This is a genomic window from Streptomyces sp. 2114.4, from assembly GCF_900187385.1.
GTDB lineage: Bacteria > Actinomycetota > Actinomycetes > Streptomycetales > Streptomycetaceae > Streptomyces > Streptomyces mooreae.
In genome coordinates, this window is sequence record NZ_FYEY01000001.1 from 7101943 (window position 1) to 7117647 (window position 15705).

A 15705-nucleotide genomic window follows, 5' to 3' on the forward strand; every position below is an offset into this window, starting at 1 on the left:
CGGCCCCGGTGTCACTGGCGATAGCCCGCCAGGAAGCGCCCGATCCGGCTGATCGCGGCGTCGAGGTCATCGGCGTGCGGGAGGGTGAGGATGCGGAAGTGGTCGGGGTGCGGCCAGTTGAAACCGGTCCCCTGGACGACCTGGATCTTCTCCCGCAGGAGGAGGTCGAGGACGAACTTCTCGTCGTCGTGGATCTTGTGGACCGCGGGATCGAGGCGGGGGAAGGCGTAGAGCGCGCCCCTGGGTTTGACGCAGGAGACACCCGGGATCTCGTTCAGCCGCTCCCAGGCCCGGTCGCGCTGCTCGCGCAGCCTGCCGCCCGGCAGCACCAGGTCCTCGATGGTCTGGCGGCCGCCGAGCGCGGCCTGGATGGCGTACTGGGCGGGCGCGTTCGGGCACAGCCGCATGGACGCGAGGGTGCCCAGGCCCTCCAGATAGTCGGCGGCGTGCTGCTTGGGGCCGGAGACCACCAGCCAGCCGGAGCGGAAGCCGGCCACGCGGTAGGACTTGGACAGTCCGCTGAAGGTGAGGCAGACCAGGTCGGGGGCGAGCACCGCGGCGTGGTGGTGGACCTCGTCGTCGTACAGGATCCGGTCGTAGATCTCGTCGGCGAAGACCATCAGGCCGTGGCGGCGGGCGAGGTCGAGCATGCCCTCCAGCAGCTCGCGGGGGTAGACCGCGCCGGTCGGGTTGTTCGGGTTGATGATGACCAGCGCCCGGGTCCGGTCGGTGATCTTCGAGGCGAGATCGTCGAGGTCCGGCAGCCAGTCCGCCGACTCGTCGCAGAGGTAGTGCACGGCCTTGCCGCCCGCGAGTGTGGTGACCGCCGTCCACAGCGGGAAGTCCGGGGCCGGGATGAGGACTTCGTCGCCGTCGTCGAGCAGTGCCTGTACCGCCATCGAGACGAGTTCGGAGACGCCGTTGCCGAGGTAGATGTCGTCCACGTCGATATCCGGCAGCCCGCTGCGCTGGTAGCGCTGGGCCACCGCGCGGCGGGCCGAGAGGATGCCCTGGGACTCCGTGTAGCCGTGCGCGCGGGAGAGGTTGCGCAGCATGTCCTGCAGGATCTCCTCCGGGCACTCGAAGCCGAACAGCGCCGGGTTGCCGGTGTTCAGCCGCAGCACGCTGTGGCCGGCCTCCTCCAGTGCGTCCGCGTGCTCGATCACCGGCCCGCGGATTTCGTAGCAGACGTCGGCCATCTTGCTGGACTGCTTGAACTGCATGCGGTGGCCTCCCGGTCCCTCGCTCACCGCGCGGCGCGGCAGCATTCGATACACCGTACTTGGTTTTACCAAGTGGGGACTTGGAAAGTCCAACCTCTGTCTATGCTGGGTGTCATGCCGCGCCGAAGTTATGACCAGTACTGCGCCGTTGCCCGAGCCCTGGACGCCGTGGGCGACCGCTGGACGCTGCTGATCGTCCGGGAGCTGCTGGGCGGCTCCCGGCGCTACACCGATCTGCACGCCGATCTGCCGGGCGTCAGCACCGACATGCTCGCCTCCCGCCTCAAGGACATGGAGCGGGACGGCCTGGTCACCCGCCGCCGGCTCGCCCCACCCTCAGCCGCCTTCGTCTACGAACTCACCCCCCGTGGCCGCGCGCTGCTGCCCGCGCTGACCGCCCTCGCCGACTGGGGCGCCCCCGCCCTCGACGAGAAGCGCCCGACGGACGCGGTGCGGGCCCACTGGTTCGCCGTGCCCCTCGTCGCCCGGCTGGCCCGGCACTTCGCGGAGGGCGTCGACGTGGTCGGTATCGCCCTCGACGAGGGCGAGTTCCATGTCGTCCTCGGGGGCGGCGGAGCGGGGGGCGACGGCCCGCGCTCCGACGGTCCGGACGGCGGGTCCGGCTCCGCGGACGGCCGGCCCGGTTATGCGGACGGCCCCGCCGAACGCCCCGACGTGCGGCTGCGGATGGACACCGCGACCTGCGCCGAGATCGCGTACGATCGCCTCTCCCTCGCGCAGGGCATCGAATCCGGCCGGATCGTGGTCACCTGGCCCGAGGTGTCCGGCGAGCGGCGGCGACGAACGAGGACGGCAACGGCATGACGGAGCGCCCCCTGGCGGTCTTCGACCTGGACGGCACGCTCGCCGACGCCGGTCACCGGTAGCATCTGCTGCACCGCACACCACGCGACTGGAAGGCCTTCTTCGCGGCCGCCACCGAGGACCCTCCGCTCGCCGAGGGGGTGGCCCTGGCCCTGCGCAGTACCGAGGACTGCGAGGTCGTCTATCTGACCGGCCGTCCGGAGCGCTGCCGCCGCGACACGCTGACCTGGCTCGCCCGGCACGGGCTGCCCGAGGGCCGGCTGTGGATGCGCCCCGAAAGCGACCGGCGCCCGGCCCGGCACACCAAGCTGGAGATCCTGCGCCGGATCGCCCGCGGCCGCGAGGTCCGTCATGTCGTCGACGACGACGAACTCGTCTGCGACGCCTGCGAAAAGGCCGGCTTCCCGGTGATACGGGCCCGGTGGGCCACCCCGTCCGAGGCCCTGCGCGACGCCCAGCAGCGGGCCGGGCGCACCTGAACCACCGCGCGCGCCCGGCCGGGGCCGGACCGTCCCCGCGATGTGGCGGAGACTGTTCCCTGGAGGATACCGACCGCTTAGTATGTCGCTGGCGAGGGCGCCGGCGCGCCCTTTGCCCCACCCGCGTACCCAAGGTCTGTGGAGGCACCAGGTGAAGGCATGGCGCGTACACGCGAACGGTGAGCCGCGTGCAGTGATGCGGCTGGAGGAGGTGCCGGACCCGCAGCCGGGACCGGGGCAGCTGCTGCTGCGGGTGCGGGCCGCCAACGTCAACTTCCCCGACGCCCTGCTGTGCCGCGGCCAGTACCAGGTCCGGCCGCCGCTGCCGTTCACCCCCGGCGTGGAGATCTGCGGCGAGGTGATCGCCGCGGGGGAGGGGGCGGCCGGTGAGACCGGGGCGCGGGTGCTGGCCCAGCCGCCGCTGCCCGACGGCGGATTCGCCGAACTCGCCGTTGTCGACGCGGCGACGGTCCGCCCGGCCCCCGAGGCGCTGGACGACGCCGAGGCCGCCGCACTGCACATCGGCTACCAGACCGGCTGGTTCGGACTGCACCGCCGGGCCCGGCTCCAGGCCGGCGAGACCCTGCTCGTGCACGCCGCCGCCGGGGGCGTCGGCAGCGCCGCCGTACAGCTCGGCAAGGCCGCGGGTGCGCGGGTCATCGGTGTCGTGGGCGGCGAGGACAAGGCCCGCACCGCCCGCGAACTGGGCTGCGATCTCGTCCTCGACCGGCGCCACGACGACGTCATCGGTGCCGTGAAGGAGGCCACCGGCGGCCGTGGCGCGGATGTGGTCTACGACCCGGTGGGCGGTGAGGCCTATGCCAAGTCCGTCAAGTGCATCGCCTTCGAGGGCCGGATCATCGTCGTCGGCTTCGCCGGCGGCGCCATCCCCACTCCGGCTCTCAACCACGCGCTGGTGAAGAACTACGCGATCCTGGGCCTGCACTGGGGCCTCTACAACACCAAGGACCCGGCCGCGGTCGACGCCTGCCACGAGGAGCTGGCCAAGCTCGCCGCGCAGGGCGCCGTCAAGCCGCTCATCGGCGGCAGGTTCCCCTTGGAGGGCGCCGCCGAAGCCGTCCAGCGGGTCGCGGACGGTACGTCCACCGGCCGGCTCGTCATCCTGCCCACGGCCGAGGAGACCCGATGACCGACGCCGAAGACCTGCGCCGGCGCACCGCCGAGCTGCTGGCCGCACACCCTCCGGCCCGTACCGGACGACTCGACTTCCTGCGCGCCCGCTTCGACGCCGGACTGGCCTGGGTCCACTACCCCGAAGGCCTCGGCGGGCTGGACGCGCCACGCTCCCTGCAAGCGGTCGTGGACGCGGAGTTGGCCGCCGCCGGCGCCCCCGGCAACGACCCCGGCCGCATCGGCATCGGCCTCGGCATGGCCGCGCCCACCATCCTGCGCTTCGGCACCGACGAGCAGAAGCAGCGTCTGCTGCGCCCGCTGTGGACCGGCGAGGAGGTGTGGTGCCAGCTGTTCAGCGAGCCCGGCGCCGGCTCCGATCTCGCGGCCCTGGCGACCCGCGCGGTCCGGGAAGACGGGGGCGAAGCCGGCAGTGCGGGCGACTGGATCGTGGACGGCCAGAAGGTCTGGACGTCCAGCGCCCATCTGGCCCGCTGGGCGATCCTGATCGCCCGTACCGACCCCGGCCTGCCCAAGCACCGCGGCATCAGCTACTTCATCTGCGATATGACCGACCCCGGCGTCGAGGTGCGTCCGCTGCGGCAGATCACCGGCGAGGCCGAGTTCAACGAGGTCTTCCTCACCGGCGTCCGCATCCCCGACAGCCGTCGCCTCGGCGAGGTCGGCGAGGGCTGGAAAGTCGCCCAGACCACGCTGATGAACGAGCGGGTGGCCATCGGCGGCGCCCGCATCCCGCGCGAAGGCGGGATGATCGGTGTGGCCGCCGCCGGCTGGCGCGCGCGGCCCGAGCTGCGCACCCACGATCTGCACCAGCGGCTGCTGACGCTGTGGGTGGAGGCCGAGGTCGCCCGGCTGACCGGCGAACGGCTGCGCCAGCAGCTCTCCCCCACTCTCCACTCCGTTCGAGCGGGAGGTGCCCCCACCGGCCAGCCCGGCCCCGAGGGCAGCGGGATGAAGCTGGCCTTCGCCCGGCTCGCCCAGGAGATCAGCGGCTGGGAGGTGGAATTCCTGGCCGAGGACGGTCTGACCTACGACGACTGGACGATGCGCCGCCCCGACGGGGTCGACTTCACCGGCCGCGAGGCCGGCTACCGCTATCTGCGCGCCAAGGGGAACTCCATCGAAGGAGGAACCTCGGAAGTGCTGCTCAACATCGTCGCCGAACGTGTGCTGGGGCTGCCGCCCGAGCCGCGCACCGACAAGGACGTCGCGTGGAAGGACCTCCCCCGATGAACGACGGGACACCCCTGAACGGCACCCCGGCAGCCGACCCCGACCTCCTCTACTCCGCGGAGGAGGACGCGCTGCGCGACGCCGTACGGTCGCTGCTCGCCGACCGCAGCGGTCCGGCCACCGTGCTCGCCGGCGTGGAGTCGAAGGCCGCCTACGACACCGGCCTGTGGCGGGCGCTCGCCACGGACATCGGTGCCGCGGGCCTGCTGGTGCCCGAAAAGCTCGGCGGAGCGGGCGCGAGCGCCCGCGAGGCCGCCGTGGTGCTGGAGGAGACCGGCCGCTGTGTCGCTCCCGTCCCCTATCTGACCAGCGCCGTCATCGGGGTGACCACCCTGCTCGGCTGCGACCTCGGCCAGGCGGACGTCGCCGCACCGCTCGCCGCGCTCGCCGGGGGCAACGCCGTCGGCGTGCTCGCCGTCCCGCTGCCCACCGCTCCGTACGGGCCGGCCACACCGACCGTACGGGCCGCGGCCGACGGCGCCCTGACCGGCCGGGTCACCTCCGTCGCCGACGCCGCGGGCGCCGAACTCCTCCTGGTCCCGGCCGAGGGCCCCAACGGCCCGGCCCTCTACGCGGTCGAGGCGGCGGCGGACGGTGTCCGCACCGATCCCGTCACCCCGCTCGACCTCACCCGCCCCCTGGGGCACCTCACCTTCGACGGTGCCCATGGCCGGCTCCTGGCGACCGGCGACCGGGCCCGCACCGCCGTCGCCCACGCCCTGCTCACCGGTGCCGGGCTGCTCGCCTCGGAACAACTGGGCGTCGCCGAATGGTGCCTGGCCGAAACCGTGCGCCACACGGCCGAGCGCACCCAGTTCGGCCGCCCCGTCGGCTCGTTCCAGGCGCTCAAGCACCGGATGGCCGCGCTCTGGCTGGAGGTGGCCTCGGCCCGCGCCGCCGCTCGCAATGCCGCGGACGCACTGGCTACCGGCAGCGCCGACGCTCCGGTGGCGGTCGCCGTCGCCCAGGCGTACTGCGCGCCGGTGGCGGTGCGCGCCGCCCAGGAGTGCATCCAGCTGCACGGCGGTATCGGCATGACCTGGGAACACCCGGCCCATCTGTTCCTCAAGCGGGCCAAGAGCGATGAACTCGCCCTGGGGTCGCCGGGGCGGCACCGGGAGGCGCTGGCGGGGCTGGTCGCTCTCGACGCTCCTCAGTGCTCCACGCCCCATAGCTCTCGACGGCCCTGAGAGGGCGTCTTCGGGGGCCACCTCCTGCGGGCCACCTACCGCGGGCCGCCGGCCGCCCGCGGTAGGTCATTCGGTGATGGCGAAGGTCCGGCTGACGGCGCCGACCGCGCCGTCACCGGCGGTGGCCACCTCCAGGGCGTAGCGGGGGCCCGGCGGCACCTTGGGCAGCGTCACGATCGCCTCACCGGTCGGTCCGGCTTCCGCCCGGGGCACCACCAGGGCCACCCGCTGCGACCGGCCGTGACCCGTCGCTGCCCGCAGCCAGACGTCCACCTCCTCGCCCGTGCTGTTCTTCCAGGCCGCCGTGAAGCTGCCGTTCGCCTTGTAGTCGACGCCGGGCCCCGGCGCGGTCACCTCGATCCGTCCCGTCGGCGCCGAGGCGAAGGCCTCGGGCTCCCCGGGTTCTTCGGATCCGGCGCCGGCCGTGTGGAGGACGGAGGTGGCGGCCCGCGCGGCCGAGCCCGCATGGCCGGACACGGTGGCCGTCGGACGGCCGGCCGGGGGCCCGTTCTTGCCGCCGTGCGGGCTCGACGGCGTCAACGAGATCACCAGCATGCATCCGACGGCGGTGGCGGCGACGGCGACGGCCAGATTGGTGGCCATCGAGGTGGCCCTGCACATCGTCTCCTCGTTTCCTCGGGGGAGTGGCGAGCCGGAACATCCCCGGCACTTTGATCATCAAAAACGACGCGCGGAGCGATCACCTGGATGGACATCGCCGGCGCGACAGCCGTCGGTGGACGGAGGAGAATCCCCCGGTGCGGGTCGAATCGACCCCGGCATCGGTGATGTCTGGAAAGTGCGGTTCAGGTAGCGTCGAACACATGAAGACCGCAACACGTCGTGCGCTGATCGGGCCGGTTCTGCTGCTGATGGCCGCCCTGCTGGTGGTGGCCGCCGCACTGGCACCGGGGGCCCGTGCCGCCGGCGGGCTCGATGAGGCCGCGGCAGCCCTCAAGAAGGGCCCGGTCTATGTGGACCCCCGTGCTGCGGGTCAGTTCTCCCCGGCCGAAGCGGAGGCGCTGGCCAAGAAGATCAAGGGCGCGGACAAGCCGGTCTTCGTCGCCGTGCTGCCACGCGCCGCCGAGTACCAGCCCAGCACGCTGTTGAGAGATCTCCGCACCAAGACCGGCATCAGCGGCGTCTACGCCGTCGAACTCGGCAACGGCTTCAACGCCGGTGCCGACCCGCGGGTGATGCCCCACAGCGCGGTGCAGAACCTCGTCGGATCGGTCAAGCGCTCCCAGTACCCGAGCGTCAACGCCCGGCTGAACAGCTTCGTCGACACCGCGCTCACCTCGGCGCAGGGCCGGGCACCCGCCTCCTGGAGTGACTCCGGCGGCAGCGGCTTCGACACCGGCACCGCGATCGGTCTCGGTGTGCTGGTCGTCGTCGGCGGTGGCGGCGCGTACGCCCTCGCCCGCCGCAACCGCAGAAGGCGGGCCGAGGAGGAGCGGGCGGCGCTGGAGGACCTGCGGGTCGTCGTCGACGAGGACATCACCGCCTTCGGCGAGGAGCTGGACCGGCTCGACTTCCACCCCGGTGAGCCCGGTGCCGACGACGCGATGCGCGCGGATTACAGCCATGCGCTGGACGCGTACGAGACCGCCAAGTCGTCGATGGCGGCAGCCGGGCACCCCGGCGAGGTGCAGGCCGTGACCAAGGCCCTGGAGGACGGCCGGTTCTCGCTGGCCACCCTTGCCGCGCGACGCGAGGGCAGGCCGCTGCCCGAGCGCCGGCTGCCCTGCTTCTTCGATCCGCGCCACGGGCCGTCCGTCGCCGATGTCGCCTGGGCCCCCGCGGGCGGTGCGGAGCGCACCGTGCCGGTCTGTGCCGCGGACAAGAGCCGTCTGGACGACGGCCGGGAGCCGCTGGCCCGTACGGTCCGTACCCCGAGCGGCGACCGCCCCTACTGGGACGCGGGCCCGGCCTACGGCCCCTGGGCCGGCGGCTACTTCGGCGGCGGCCTGCTGCCCGGCCTCCTGGTGGGCACGCTGCTCGGCAACATGATGTGGTCGACCGACGCCTATGGCGCCGGCTTCGGCGGCCCCACCGGTGCCGAGGGCGGCGACTCCACCGGAGCCGACTTCAACTCCGACGACTTCGGCGGGGGCTTCGGCGACGGCGGCGGCTTCGGTGACGGCGGCGGCTTCGGTGGCGGAGGGGACGGGGGCTTCGGCGGCGGTTTCTGAGCGCGGGGCGCCTCCCACGCCGCCGCATCAAGGTGTCCCTCCGCCCGGCCGGCGCACGGCGCTCTCCAGGACCTCCCGCGCCGCCGGACCCGCCGGACCCGCCGGGCGCTCAGGGCTCCGTCGTGCGCACCGCCCGCTTGGCGCCGAGGAACCTCCCGTAGCGCGGGCGCGCCGCGAAGTCCGCATAGCGCCATACGACGGGTTCGCCGACCTCCCGGCACAGGTGCAGGACCTGGTCGGGCCCCAGGTGCACGCCCACATGCGCGCCGTACCCCGCCGGCCGGCCGTCGAGCTGCCCGGAGTCGAACAGCACCAGATCCAGCGGTTGCGGAGGGGCGGCCCGCCGTGTTGCGTGTTCGTCCGCCCAGAGTTCCGCCGAGCGCAACGGCGGTATCAGCAGGCCGAAGTGGCGCAGCACGGCATAGGCGTAGCGCTGGCAGTTCGCGCCCCCGGCCAGGTCGGCGAAGGGATCAGGGGCGGCGCCGCCGGGTGTACCGCCCGCCCCCGCCGGGTCGTATGACGGGCATTCAGGTGTCGGCGCTCCCGGATGGCGGGCGCCCGAGTAGGTCACCTTCCGCAGGGCCCGAGGAAGCCGAAGGAAGGCTACGGTGCCACCGGAGGCGGGGATTTGACGGCCGGGGTCGTACCTCACCCGGCCATGATGCGGGGGATCTCCCTCGTGCCGCACGCCCCGGTGTCGAGCAGGCTCGACGAATCGGATCCGACGTGCACTCGACACCGCGAGGAGACCCCGATGGAACGCCGCTTCCGCAAGGCAGCTCTCTGGGGCGCGACCGTTGCCGCCGTCATGGCGGCCGCCGGCCCGCTCGGCCCGGCGCATGCCGTGCCGCGGCCCGACCCGTCGCCCCCGCCCTCGCCGCGCGCCATGCTCGATGCGATGCGCCGGGACCTCGGGCTGACGGCACAGCAGGTGCGCAGCCGGCTCGCCCAGGAGGCCGCGGCGCACCGTGCCGTGGACACCGTGCGTCGGGCGCTCAGCGCACCGCCCGCCGGGATGTGGTTCGACAAGACGACCGGCAAGCTCGTCGTGGCCGTCACCGGCGCCGCCGATGCGCAGCGGGTACGCGCCGCCGGGGCGGTGCCCAAAACGGTGCCGCACAGCCGGGCCACGCTCACGGCACTGGTGCAGCAGATCGACCGGAAGGCCGGCAAGGGCGTGCCGGGCGTCACCGGGTGGGGTGTGGACGAGCGCGCCAACGGCATCGTGGTCCGTCTCGACCACACCGGGCGCACCGCCCGCACCGATGCCTTCGAGGAGGCCGTCCGCGGTCTCGGGGCGCGCACGAAGGTACCCGTCACCTTCGAACGCGGCGACCGGCGACCACGTCAGCAGGGCGGCTCGGTGGTGGGCGGCGAGCGGTGGATGCCCGGCAGTGAGGGCATCTGCTCGATCGGCTTCTCGGTGACCGGGCCGGACGGCTTCCAGGGGTTCCTGACGGCCGGTCACTGCACCCTCACCGCCGACCAGCCCGCGTACGGCAAGGACGGCACCCGCATGGGGATCTCCAACGAGGGCGGCCGGCACAGCGTCAACGACCGTGAGGGCGACTTCGGGCTGGTGGGGGTCGACCAGCAGGGCTGGACCGTCAGCTCGTACGTTGCGGGCCAGGGCGGTACGCCGGTCACCGTCACCGGTTCCCAGGAGGGCCTGGTGGGCATGTCGATCTGCCGCTCCGGGCAGAGCAGCGGCTGGCACTGCGGAGAGATCACCCGGGTCGACCAGACCGTGGACTACGGCAACACGGTCATCGACGGTCTCTCGTTCACCAACGCCTGCTCGGCGCCGGGCGATTCGGGCGGTTCGTACGTCACCCAGCCCAACGCCCCGATGGCGATCGGCATGCACTCCGGTGGCGGCGCCGCCACCTGCGGCAACTTCGGCGGTGCCACCGTCACCATTTTCCAGCCGGTCGGGGAGCCGCTGGCCAAGTGGAATCTGAGGCTGAAGACGGGCAGCCCGTGACGGACACCCCGTGACGGACACCCCGTGACGGCCGGTGCCTGACACGGTCGGTGCCCGCCGGCCCCCGGCGCCTACGATGAGCAGTCGGTGGCCAGGAAGCCCGAGGGCGTCCGAGCGGCGGACCGGCAGGTACGGGCACGAGGCGGTACGGGGACGGGAGAGATCGTGGTGGGAGCGGCACAGGCGCCGGACAGGGAGACCCGTACGGACGCGGCATCCGGCACGGGCACGGAGACCGGTGCGGACGCGGAAACCCGTACGGGCACGGAGACCGCCGGTGCGGACACGCAAACCGCCGGTGCGGGCGCGGCCGAGCCGTTCGCCGTCCCGGTCACCGTGCGCGGCTACGAAACGGACACCCAGGGCCATCTCAACCAGAGCGTCTATCTGCAGTACGCCGAGCACGCCCGCTGGTCGCTGCTGCAGGCGAGCGGCATCCGCCAGAGCACGATGGTGGAGCGGCGGGTCGGCCCGGTGACCGTCGAGACCACCATCCGCTATCGGCGCGAACTGCGGGCCGGTGACGAGGCCGAGGTGAGCTGTGCCTTCGTCTGGGGCGAGGGCAAGACCTTCCGGATCGAACAGACCGTCCGCACGACGGACGGCACGGTGGCCGCCGAGGTGAGCGCCGTCTGCGGGCTGCTCGACCTCACCGAGCGCAAGCTTCTCAAGGATCCGCGAGCGGCCTTCCGCGAGCTGGCCGACGACCCCTCGCTGCTGGGTCTCACCGACGGCTGACCAGCCGCGCCGGGCTGCCCCCGGCCGAGCACGGCCCGGGCGCGCCCTTCGGCCGGATGCGCCCTTCGGCCGGATGCGCCCTTCGGCCGGGCGCGCCCTTCGGCCGGGCGCGCCCTTCCCGCCCGCCTGGAGCCCGGCGCCACGGTCCGTGAGCAAACCGGAAGCGGCTCGGCGCGCCGGCCTCTCGGAAGGGTGAATCCGTGCACCCATTTCGACGCCTCGATGTCACAGCACGCCCGACCGTGATCCAACGTGTGAGTCCTTGGGGGGCATCCACGCCTGCCCAGTGAAAGGGTCCTCGATGGACACGCAGATCGCACAGGTGAAGATCCACCCCGCCATAGGCATAGCCCGGGTCGGCAACAGTGACCAACAGCCCTTCATAGGCCCCGAGTCGCCCGACCAGCCGGTACTGCCGCCCGGCTCGTACAAGGACAGCTCGGGCAAGGTCATCCGGCAGGCCGCCCGCTTCCGCGTCTACGGCTACAACCGGGCGGGCGAGGTCGTCAGGGAACTCAAACTGGGCGAGGGGGACGTCACCGAGATCAAGTGGTCGGTGCACCTGGCCAACAAGAAGTCCGCCTGGTACCAGTTCCACCTCGCGCTCGACATCAAAGAAGCCGCCGGTCTGCCGCCGGCACAGCTGCAGCGCCGGAACTTCGACGTCAAGGGAGACGAGCGGAAGAAACTCGTCATCGATGCCGGCAACAAGACGATCCGCGCCTCCCAGCACGAGACCGCCTCCCTCTCCGGGAAGATCATGGACCGGCAGGTCCCCCTGGGCTCGCTCTCCACCCAGCCCGACGGCCGCCTGCTGGTCGTCGGAGGTGTCGGGAAGTCGGCCTCCTACGCCACCCCCGAGAAGCCGATCTCCGGCGTCGCCAACAACGACACCTGGTACGACGACGTCTCCGACGGACCGGTCACGGCGGAGGTCACCATCGGGGGCGTCACGAAGACCGCGAGCCCCGCCTGGGCCGTGGTGGCCCCGCCGCACTACGCACCCGGTGTGAAGACCGTCCGCACCTTGTACGACGTGCTCTATGACGTGTTCCTCGCCGAGCACACGCTGTCCACCGTGCAGGAGATCTCCTACCCGGACCACGTCGAGCCGCTGCTGAGCCGGTTCTGCCAGCTCCAGTGGGTCAACCACGGCTTCGCCGCCCAGTTCGGCCGGCGCGGCCCGCACGACTTCCGCGACCCGGCCATGCGCAAACGGCTCGCCGACCCGGGGGAGGCCAGCCGGGAGCTCCGCCGCCAGATCTACGTCCAGATGCGCGACTACGACCGGGACGGCACGTCCCCGGTGCCCTGGCCCTGGCTCTACGGCGACGCCATGTCCAGCCGCAAACCCGATTCGGTGCGGCAGCACCTCGTGATCTCCGCCGAGCAGGACCGGGTGCTGGCCCTGTGGGCCGACGGCCACTTCACCTCCGGCCCGCCCCGTACGGGCTTCCCGAACGTGGACGAGGCGCCCCCGGCCGAACAGCCGCGGCTGCTGGACCGCGGCGCGCTGGAGAACTGCGCCGCCGACGCCTTCCACCCGGGCTGCGAGGTCACCTGGCCGATGCGGCACAAGACCATGTACTCCGAGCCGTTCCGCATCCTGCACCGCACACCGGAGAACCCGGAGCCCGACTACGGCGACATGCTCACCGTCCAGGACGCCATGGGCAAGAACGGCCCGCTGTACGCGCAGGGGCCGGGCGACCTCACGCGCTGGATGGCCGCCCCCTGGCAGTGCGACGCGGCGAGCTGCCGCTCCGGCTACGAGGTGCAATCCGGGCTCGGCCCCCGCTACAGCCCCTATCTGCCGACGTTCTGGCCCGCCCAGGTGCCCAACCACGTCCTCAAGGACGCCGACTTCACGACCGTCAACACCCCGCCGGCCGGCTCCGACGACAGTGCCAGGGAGAAGGCCTTCGAGAGGAGGGCGGTGTGGCTGCGCGGCCTGACGGGCACCCAGTCCAATGCCCAGCGCCGGCAGATGGTCGACGACTGGTTCAAGTTCGGCATCGTCGAGCCGCGCGAATACACCGTGGGCGACGGGAAGTTCCCCCCGGTCATCCAGGTGGAGTCCGAGCCCGGCTATCCGCCGGCCCCCGACCACGCCAACCTCATCAACATCCAGGTCCCCGAGGCGGGGGTGCCGCAACTGGCCGGTGTGGCCGGTACCTGGACCGGGGACATCCCGGCCGAGACCGTCGAGGCCATGCTCGTGCAGCAGGCGGTCGACCAGGTCAAGGAGGCGACGGGGCAACCCGAGACCGCGATCGCCGCCGGGTACCTGGAGAAGCTCGACCCCTTCCACGGCGCCTGATGAACCCCGTACCGGGCTGTGACGTGGTGGTCGCCGGCGGTGGCCCGGCCGGCTGTGCCGCCGCGCTCGCCCTCGTACGGGCCGGGCGCAGCGTCCTGCTGGCCGACGCGGGCACCGGCCCGCCCAAGGCCGGCGAGGCGCTGGTGTCCGTGGGGCGGCTGCTCCTGGCCGACCTCGGCATCGCGGAGCCGGTCCTCGGCAGCGGCCATCTGCCCTGCCACGGCAACCTGTCCGCATGGGGTTCGGCCGAACTGCACGCCGTGGACTCCCTCGACGACCCGTACGGCCACGGCTGGCACCTCGACCGGCCGCTCTTCGACCGCCGGCTGCGCGATGCCGCCCGCGCGGGAGGTGCCGAGGTCGCCGAGCACACCGGCGTACGGTGCCCCTCCCGGCAGCCGGACGGCACCTGGCGGCTCGCCCTGCGCGACCGTGCGGGCGGCCGTGAGCGGACGGTCCGCTGCCGCTGGGTGGTGGACGCCACCGGACGGGGCGCCGCGATCGCCATCCGCTCCGGCGCCCGGCGGCGCACCGGGGACCGGCTCACCGCCTACCACCTCACCCTCGACCCGGCCCCGCAGACCACCACCGACGGCCGTTCGCTGGTCGAGTCCGACCAGGACGGCTGGTGGTACACCGCCCTGCTGCCCTCCCGGCACCGGCTGGTCGCCTACTTCACCGACCCCGACCTGCCGTCCGCCGCCGCGCGCGGCGCCGAGCGGTTCCACGACCGCCTGCTGGCCACCCGGCACATCTCCCGCCGGGCCCGCCCGCACGGCCTCACCGTCCTGCAGCCACCCCGCCGCGCCCCCGCGCACAGTGCACATCTGGACCGGGTGCACGGCGACGGCTGGACGGCCGCCGGAGACGCGGCGGCCGCCTTCGACCCGCTCAGCTCCCAGGGCATCCTCACCGCCCTCTACACCGGGCTGAGCGCGGGCCAGGCGGTCCACGCCCGGCTGCACGGCGACCCGACGGCGCTGCCCGACTACGCGGCCAAGGTCGCCACGGCCCGCGCCGCCTACCAGCACGGCCACCGGACCGTGCACGCACAGGAAACCCGCTGGGCCGACCGCCCCTTCTGGGCCCGGCGCCGGCGGCACACCCGACCGGACCCCCACCCGACGAAAGGCGAGACCTCAGCATGAACACCACACCCGGACCCGACCACGCCGGACACGAGCACATCCACCGCTTCCTGCTGCTGGGCAAGAAGAAGCTGTTCTTCTACCACCTGGCGCTCTACAACCCCCAGTCCGGCCACAACTACCAGGCGGTCTTCACCTTCACCATCAAGGACAACGGTGAGCTGCGGGAGATGTACCTGAAGGATCTGGCGCAGCACGAGAACGAGCGGGTCTTCTACTCGCTGCGCTGTCCGCACCACTTCGAGCTCCCGGAGCTGCAGCAGGGCAAGGAGTTCCGCGTCCATCTGGAGCGGGTCGTCGTGAAGCCGGACGGCAGCCGCGACTTCCAGCAGATGACGACCAGCGAGACCCCGGTGGAGTGCAAGCGGGAGGACGTCCTCTCCTTCCGCGAGCTCGGACAGCTGCCCTACCCCGAGTACCTGACCTACCTGATCTTCGGCGAAGGCGACGAGATCCACCTCGCCCACCAGCTCGCGGACCGCCCGAACTGGGACGAAGCCCTCACCATCAACCCGGCGAAGCCCATCGACCAGGCGACGCTCACCAAGGTCCCCACCCTCGTCATCGACTCGATCCAGGACGCCCACGACAAGCTGATCGAGAGCCCGCTGAAGAAGGGCCAGCAGTATCAGGGCAAGATCGACGCAACCGGCCCGGCCGTCGACTTCACCGCCGGCCGCCAGGCCTGGTGGAACCACACCAGCCTCAACAGCTGACCTGCCGGCACCCCTTAGTCCCTCCATGCATTCCCCGGCCCGGGCCGCGACGCCGTCGTGTCCCGGGCCGTTTCGTCATCTCCGGCCTCACCGCCGTCCACAGCCCGCCGCTCTCCCGGGCCCGCCTCACCGCCCCCTCCCGCACCACCGCTCCCGCCTTTCAGGAGAAGCCCTCATGAGCATCACCGTTCTCGTCGCCGGCAACCACTTCATCCGTCCGGGCCTGTTCACCCCGGCCGTGCACGAGGCCGCCGGGGACCGCCGCCGCGGAGGCCGGCCGCTGTCTGCGCGGCGAGCCGTTGGTGCACTGTGCCAACCCTGGTGTATTTCAGGCCAGGCGAGATCCCGAAAACCGGTCTTCGAGCGTGTGTTCGCCCAGGTGGTCGGGTGGTGACGGAGGTGGCACGACACCTTTGTGACCTTGGCGGAATCAACTACCGCCTGATGCGCATGCGTTGACAGTGCATGGGGGTGGCTCCACCATGCAACGCGGCATCAGCGGATC

Annotated in this window: 15 protein-coding genes; 12 read left to right on the plus strand and 3 right to left on the minus strand. The window is 72.5% G+C overall.

The genetic code is table 11. From position 1 onward, the window contains the following. Nucleotides 1-11 precede the first annotated feature (11 nt). The gene (locus CFW40_RS31370; RefSeq protein ID WP_088801141.1) at nucleotides 12-1223 is read right to left on the minus strand and encodes a pyridoxal phosphate-dependent aminotransferase; all 1212 of its coding nucleotides are present in this window, start codon (nucleotides 1221-1223) and stop codon (nucleotides 12-14) included. 114 nt (nucleotides 1224-1337) lie between these two features. On the opposite strand from CFW40_RS31370, the gene CFW40_RS31375 reads away from it, so the two are divergent. From CFW40_RS31375 to CFW40_RS31395, 5 genes are all read left to right on the plus strand, one after another. Beyond that, entirely contained in the window at nucleotides 1338-2048 is a 711-nt protein-coding gene (locus CFW40_RS31375) for a helix-turn-helix domain-containing protein (protein WP_088802492.1), read from the plus strand. A 65-nt stretch (nucleotides 2049-2113) separates the two neighbouring features. Beyond that, nucleotides 2114-2527, plus strand: a complete 414-nt coding sequence (locus tag CFW40_RS31380) for a hypothetical protein (protein WP_256331712.1) — start codon at nucleotides 2114-2116, stop codon at nucleotides 2525-2527. A gap of 151 nt (nucleotides 2528-2678) precedes the next feature. Then, entirely contained in the window at nucleotides 2679-3677 is a 999-nt protein-coding gene (locus CFW40_RS31385) for an NADPH:quinone oxidoreductase family protein (RefSeq protein ID WP_088801142.1), read from the plus strand. Next, a complete protein-coding gene (locus tag CFW40_RS31390; RefSeq protein ID WP_088801143.1) occupies nucleotides 3674-4912 on the plus strand; it encodes an acyl-CoA dehydrogenase family protein in 1239 nt (412 codons plus the stop codon). Before CFW40_RS31385 ends, CFW40_RS31390 begins: the two co-directional genes overlap by 4 nt. Then, entirely contained in the window at nucleotides 4909-6102 is a 1194-nt protein-coding gene (locus tag CFW40_RS31395; RefSeq protein WP_088801144.1) for an acyl-CoA dehydrogenase family protein, read from the plus strand. The genes CFW40_RS31390 and CFW40_RS31395 overlap by 4 nt, the downstream gene beginning before the upstream one ends. Nucleotides 6103-6168: 66 nt before the next feature. On the opposite strand, the gene CFW40_RS31400 is transcribed toward CFW40_RS31395, so the two are convergent. Continuing rightward, on the minus strand, nucleotides 6169-6723 hold the full coding sequence (locus tag CFW40_RS31400) for a hypothetical protein (RefSeq protein ID WP_256331184.1): 555 nt from the start codon (nucleotides 6721-6723) through the stop codon (nucleotides 6169-6171). Nucleotides 6724-6926: 203 nt separating this feature from the next. Between CFW40_RS31400 and CFW40_RS31405 the strand changes: the two genes are divergently transcribed. Then, nucleotides 6927-8294: a hypothetical protein gene (locus CFW40_RS31405; RefSeq protein WP_088801146.1), complete on the plus strand. Its 1368-nt coding sequence runs from the start codon at nucleotides 6927-6929 to the stop codon at nucleotides 8292-8294. A gap of 109 nt (nucleotides 8295-8403) precedes the next feature. Here the strand turns inward: CFW40_RS31405 and CFW40_RS31410 are convergent, their stop codons facing one another. Next, on the minus strand, nucleotides 8404-8874 hold the full coding sequence (locus CFW40_RS31410; RefSeq protein ID WP_371127316.1) for a cell wall hydrolase: 471 nt from the start codon (nucleotides 8872-8874) through the stop codon (nucleotides 8404-8406). Between the two features lie 174 nt (nucleotides 8875-9048). Here CFW40_RS31410 and CFW40_RS31415 point away from each other — a divergent pair, with 174 nt between their 5' ends. From CFW40_RS31415 to CFW40_RS31440, 6 genes are all read left to right on the plus strand, one after another. Then, complete coding sequence (locus tag CFW40_RS31415; protein ID WP_088801148.1) at nucleotides 9049-10278, plus strand: S1 family peptidase; 1230 nt, start codon at nucleotides 9049-9051, stop codon at nucleotides 10276-10278. A 336-nt stretch (nucleotides 10279-10614) separates the two neighbouring features. Then, on the plus strand, nucleotides 10615-11016 hold the full coding sequence (locus CFW40_RS31420; protein ID WP_088802493.1) for a thioesterase family protein: 402 nt from the start codon (nucleotides 10615-10617) through the stop codon (nucleotides 11014-11016). Between the two features lie 301 nt (nucleotides 11017-11317). Then, entirely contained in the window at nucleotides 11318-13336 is a 2019-nt protein-coding gene (locus tag CFW40_RS31425; protein WP_088801149.1) for a LodA/GoxA family CTQ-dependent oxidase, read from the plus strand. Next, nucleotides 13336-14484 carry an NAD(P)/FAD-dependent oxidoreductase gene (locus CFW40_RS31430; RefSeq protein WP_088801150.1) on the plus strand — a complete coding sequence of 383 codons (1149 nt, stop codon included), beginning with the start codon at nucleotides 13336-13338 and terminating at the stop codon, nucleotides 14482-14484. Before CFW40_RS31425 ends, CFW40_RS31430 begins: the two co-directional genes overlap by 1 nt. Continuing rightward, nucleotides 14481-15200, plus strand: coding sequence for a hypothetical protein (locus CFW40_RS31435; RefSeq protein WP_088801151.1), 720 nt, complete (start codon nucleotides 14481-14483; stop codon nucleotides 15198-15200). The genes CFW40_RS31430 and CFW40_RS31435 overlap by 4 nt, the downstream gene beginning before the upstream one ends. 175 nt (nucleotides 15201-15375) lie before the next feature. Continuing rightward, the gene (locus tag CFW40_RS31440) at nucleotides 15376-15594 is read left to right on the plus strand and encodes a hypothetical protein (protein WP_088801152.1); all 219 of its coding nucleotides are present in this window, start codon (nucleotides 15376-15378) and stop codon (nucleotides 15592-15594) included. The last annotated feature ends 111 nt before the right edge of the window (nucleotides 15595-15705 follow it).

Coding starts and splice junctions, on each gene's coding strand:
- CFW40_RS31405 (WP_088801146.1), top strand. CDS start 6,927: ATGAAGACCGCAACACGTCGTGCGCTGATCGGGCCGGTTCTGCTGCTG.
- CFW40_RS31390 (WP_088801143.1), top strand. CDS start 3,674: ATGACCGACGCCGAAGACCTGCGCCGGCGCACCGCCGAGCTGCTGGCC.
- CFW40_RS31370 (WP_088801141.1), bottom strand. CDS start 1,223: ATGCAGTTCAAGCAGTCCAGCAAGATGGCCGACGTCTGCTACGAAATC.
- CFW40_RS31400 (WP_256331184.1), bottom strand. CDS start 6,723: ATGTGCAGGGCCACCTCGATGGCCACCAATCTGGCCGTCGCCGTCGCC.
- CFW40_RS31415 (WP_088801148.1), top strand. CDS start 9,049: ATGGAACGCCGCTTCCGCAAGGCAGCTCTCTGGGGCGCGACCGTTGCC.
- CFW40_RS31440 (WP_088801152.1), top strand. CDS start 15,376: ATGAGCATCACCGTTCTCGTCGCCGGCAACCACTTCATCCGTCCGGGC.
- CFW40_RS31395 (WP_088801144.1), top strand. CDS start 4,909: ATGAACGACGGGACACCCCTGAACGGCACCCCGGCAGCCGACCCCGAC.
- CFW40_RS31375 (WP_088802492.1), top strand. CDS start 1,338: ATGCCGCGCCGAAGTTATGACCAGTACTGCGCCGTTGCCCGAGCCCTG.
- CFW40_RS31430 (WP_088801150.1), top strand. CDS start 13,336: ATGAACCCCGTACCGGGCTGTGACGTGGTGGTCGCCGGCGGTGGCCCG.
- CFW40_RS31425 (WP_088801149.1), top strand. CDS start 11,318: ATGGACACGCAGATCGCACAGGTGAAGATCCACCCCGCCATAGGCATA.
- CFW40_RS31435 (WP_088801151.1), top strand. CDS start 14,481: ATGAACACCACACCCGGACCCGACCACGCCGGACACGAGCACATCCAC.